The sequence below is a fragment of the uncultured Candidatus Kuenenia sp. genome, assembly GCF_900696675.1.
In the GTDB taxonomy this organism is placed as follows: Bacteria; Planctomycetota; Brocadiia; order Brocadiales; family Brocadiaceae; genus Kuenenia; species Kuenenia stuttgartiensis_A.
Genome location: NZ_CAADGZ010000189.1, coordinates 1 through 4771 on the forward strand (window position 1 = coordinate 1; position 4771 = coordinate 4771).

Annotated in this window: 2 protein-coding genes; both read right to left on the reverse strand. The window is 41.3% G+C overall.

What is annotated here, in order from left to right:
* Nucleotides 1-470 precede the first annotated feature (470 nt).
* A complete protein-coding gene (locus QZT26_RS16500; protein WP_295103710.1) occupies nucleotides 471-3023 on the reverse strand; it encodes a DUF4388 domain-containing protein in 2553 nt (850 codons plus the stop codon).
* 778 nt (nucleotides 3024-3801) lie between these two features.
* Nucleotides 3802-4371, reverse strand: coding sequence for a polysaccharide biosynthesis/export family protein (locus tag QZT26_RS16505; RefSeq protein WP_164994680.1), 570 nt, complete (start codon nucleotides 4369-4371; stop codon nucleotides 3802-3804).
* Nucleotides 4372-4771 lie beyond the last annotated feature (400 nt).

A 4771-nucleotide genomic window follows, 5' to 3' on the forward strand; every position in this document is an offset into this window, starting at 1 on the left:
AAGGGCTAAAAAAATAGAATTAATTAATGGGATGAATGCAGGATGGAAGGATCTCTATGACGGTTTATGAGGTTGCTTCGGAAAAGACCCTCGCAATGACAAGCTGAAAAGACCCTCGCAATGACAAGCTGATGCCCTTGTAATGACAAAATAAGTCATCAGCATCAGTCAACAGTCATCATGTTGCATTAGCAACACCCAGGAACTATGAAAATGGGTTTATAACCATATAGTGTTGTAGTATCTGTACTTAAACTATTTTTTGTAGTCTTATTTTCGAGCCAGGATGCTTGTGGTACAATGTACAATTAGTTAACCAAAAATCGGGAATGCTCCTCGTCTCTCTCTTGTGTCAACACTTTATTTACGCGTAGTAGTTTCCAGACGCATGCAATGCGTCTCTACAAAAATATTGAAATTCCTATACGTAAATTCAGCGCCTAAACCCTGTCCTTACTCCTTACTTATAATCATCTATAATAATACGCGCCGGTTTCTGTATAATTCATGATGGTGCCAAGAAGTTTTGTTTTTGTTTCTTTTATAATAGCTGTTGCCTGATCAACCTCATCAACGGTGACATGCCCTGATTTGGCCACCAGGATCACACCATCTGCCAATGGCAGTAATGGAGTAACACTGCCCGTTGCGTTTAACAAGGGCGGTGTATCCACAAGCACCACGTCATACCGTTGTTTCAACAGGTTCAGGAATTTTTCAAAAAGCTGAAAATAGGTCCTTCCTTCCGGAAAAATCTCCCCGGTTCCAAATCGCAGGAGTGAGATATTTGAGCCATTTAACGTTGTCACGTTCGATAATATCTCACGTTCCAATAATCTGCTTCCCCCCAAACGCCCCAAACGGTTGATCACCGGAGTAAAGTCCTCCTGGAAAAATACCCTTTTATCTTCGTACGTTTCTATACTTCCCGGTTTGAATGAATACGTTCCCTCTTTCCAACTGAATAGTTTCTGGAGATGTTCTTCTATCTGCAATTTGATAGGACCTTTTAATTGTTCCTGATTTATATAGCCCGCATTGATGAGGATATATCCCAACGGCAATTTCGTGCGCTGGTTTCGTTCCATGGCGTCTTTCAACTGGGTCTCATTGATAAAACCCCCTCGCAGGAGCATCGTTCCCAATCTGTTGGTAAATGGAGTGTCCTCATTGTCAATATGAAAAAGGTTGCCATTTTCAAAGATGGTGGTAATCTTCTGTAATTCGTTGGAAACAGTCAGCTCTCCGCTCAATTTTTTTAATGAAATAATGGAAAAAAGATCGTCCACACTGCAATTGCACAAAGAACCATCCTGTATTTGCCATGACCGGATTTTTTCCATTGCATTTGACATTCCGGCATTTTCATTATCTTTTAATCCAAACAAATTGCTTAAACTCGTGTTGTACACGTCCGCATCCACCATTATCACGCGTAACCCACCCTTTGCCATACTTACTGCCAATTTTGTAATAACCGTGGTCTTACCCTCCCCCGGCGTGGCGCTTCCTACCATCATGGCCTGCCCGCTCATTCCTGTCTGCATAAAAGGCAACCGGTTGATAATACAATCGGAATTGGTGTGATAATAATAACCGCCTTTCTGATTCTTCTGCCCCGGAGATTTTCCGTTGCCGGATAAAGCCAGCACCCCCTCTTTCTTTAATGATTTCATATACGGTATCGTGCCGAGAACCGGCATACTCGTACACTGGACAATTTCTTCCTGAGTTTTGACCGTGTTGTCCATATATTCACGGAAAAATACAAGGCCTGTTCCAAATGTTAAGCCTACCACGACCGATAGAAGGACGTTTAATTTCTTTCTTGGTTTTGATGGAAATAGAGGAGCTTCCGCTTTATCAACAACACGGATTGTGTCCTTCTTCATGTTTCCTGTTAAATTAATCTCCTTTGCCTGATTAATCAGGATATCGTAAATCGCCTGATCACTCATTGCCTCCAGATGTAAAATATCGTAATTTATTGCTCCTCCCGCCTTGACCAAAGACATTTGTTCCTGGATATCCTGCATTTTTGGGTTTGTACTTTCAAAGGCGATGATACTGTCCAGTTCTCTCTTAATTGACGAACAGACCTTCTTCACCTCTTCAATGATTTCCTGCTCAAGCCCCTTTATGCTTGCATTTGCTTCTATCATCCTGGGATGATTTGGCCCGTACTTTTTAGTGTTTGCCAATACCGATTCTTTAAGGCTGCACAGTTGTTTGTAAAGTTCATCAATAACTTTATTTTCTTTTATTTCGGGAAACAAGAATATACTTTCATCGTCAAAAGAAAAGGATCGAAGTTTTTCATATTTATATTGAAATGCCGCCTTCTGCGAATCACCTACTTTAAACTTCTGCCCTTGAATCTGTGATTTCAGCCAATCGAGCGCCTGCTGTGATGACATACGTTGTATCTGGCTACTCCTCTCTATAAAAGCATGGGCGTGGGCATTGGCTACGCGTGCGGATGTTTCCGGGGATTTGTTTGAAAAGCTGATATTCACCAGATGTGTTTCGCGAATGGGTTCTATCATAAGATTTCTTAAATACCAGTCTATCATTTCAGATGTCACCTCTGCGTCTGATAAAGGCAAGTAACTTTCCATATCGTTCTCATCGGGAGCTGTCTCTGATGAACCTATTTTCTCCAGCGCATCACGATAAAATACTTCCCGGAGTTCATTCTCCTGAATTACTTGTTTCGCGAGACTCCTGCTGGCAAGTAATTTGTATTGTGTCTGGTAATACTCCTTATCCGTGGCATCTATCCGCATAACATCAGCCATTTCTTCCATAAAAGACTTTTTGTTATCGATGATAATCTGTGTTGTCGCTTTGTAGACAGGCGTTACAGTAAACGACAAATAAGTAACGACGGAAACCACCACTGTGAAGAAAATTACCAATATCCATATATGTTTTCTTATGATTTTAAGATAATCCGTAAGATGAACCTCACGATTAAGCGGTTTCCTACCAAATGTATTGTTAAATTCGTTATTTTGGTTCAAGGCTTTGCTCTCCTTATAAAAGGTACGTATAGTTTCTTATCAGTAATTTCTTTTGTAACACTTTAGTCTTTTGAAAAAGTAGGGGCGAAGCATTTGCTCGTTTGAGTATGAACGCATTTGTGACAATTTACAGCAAATGCTTCGCCCCTACTTTTTCAAAAGACTAAAGTGTTACCTCCCTTGTATTTTTTTGCAAAATATTTAATGGTTAAATCCGAAGTACTAAATACAAATCCACCCCCTGCACCCCCGCCAGCGGGGGACATTCTCCCCCTTTGTAGGGGGCAAGGGGGAGAATTTTAGAATTTGTTTCGTATTTCGTGCTTTGCGCTTAGCGCTTGTTTGGTTTTGGTTCTGGCTGGGAGCATTCCTGATTTTTTGTAACAGTTTAGATTTTTGGAAAAACAAAAATGCTCGTTCCCAAGCTCCGGCCTGGGAACGTAATTGCGTTGGAAGCTCTAGCTTCCATTTAGCCGGCAAGCGAAGCTTCGTGTATTATTCGATTCAAAAGAGGTTTCTAAATATCTTGGGTAACATACTGAAAAGCCTCCAAGCTGACATCCTGGGTTCATTCCCTTTTCCATTCGAAGCTGGAGCTTCTCAAACAATCCCGTTCCCAAGCCGGAGCTTGGGAACGAGCGGTTTTTTTACCCACCCATTATTCCCCTCCTGGGAGGGGAATAATGGGTGGGTTGACGGCATAATGAAAAACCTTGTAACACTTTAGTCTTTTTCAAAAAACTAACGTGTTGCCAAAATTCACACTTCACGCCGATTTTTAAAAATACCTTACAGGCACTCTGATAATATCGTTTGGCTTTACCAGTGCATCAAGTTTTGATTTATACTCCTTTTCTTTTCCATCTTTCGTCCTCACTACGATTACGCGGCGAGGTGACGCCTTTTCCGTTACCCCACCCGCTTGCGCAATTGCCTGGCGGACGGTCATACTGTTTTTCCAGTCATATTCACCGGGAGTTATTACTTCCCCAACGACAAATACTTTTTTACTCTGATATTTTTCTACCTTTACCGTTACATGAGGCGAGACGAGATAACCCCCTTCCAACAATTTTTTCTCCATAAGCATTTCCAGTTCAAAGACCGAAAGGCCGTCGGCATCCACCTTGCCAATTAAAGGAAAGGTAAAGGCGCCGTTTTGTGAGACTTCAACCATTCTGTCCATGTCTTCGTTATCCCACACACGGATATCAAGGATATCTTCAGGCCCGACCACATATTCATTATTTGAAATGTTGTCGGCTGAGAAGGCAAAGGATGTCGTGCACAGTAATCCTATAAAAATGCATATTATTTGTAATGTAGTTTTCGACTGTTTTTTTCTCATATCAGGCTCCTTTCTTTTAAGTAAATAGTTGTTATTAGTCATTGGTCATTGGTCATTGGTCATTGGTCACCTTATCAGTAATTTCTTGTAACACTTTAGTTCTATGAAAAAAACGCTCGTTCCCAAGCTCCGGCTTGGGAACGGGATTGTTTGAGAAGCTCCAGCTTCGAATGGAAAAGAGAATGGGCCCATGTCCGCTTGTACTTTTCAGTATGTTATCGTAACTATTCAGCGTAATTTATTAAACTACCAGAGATCAGAGCGCAACTCGTTCCCAAACCTTGTACTGAACATAGTGAAGTATCTGTTTGGGAACGTAATTGCATTGGAAACTTTGTTTCCAGTGAGGGTCTGACTTGACAAATTACAAACTGTCTTAACCCTGTGATTTCATTCCCTA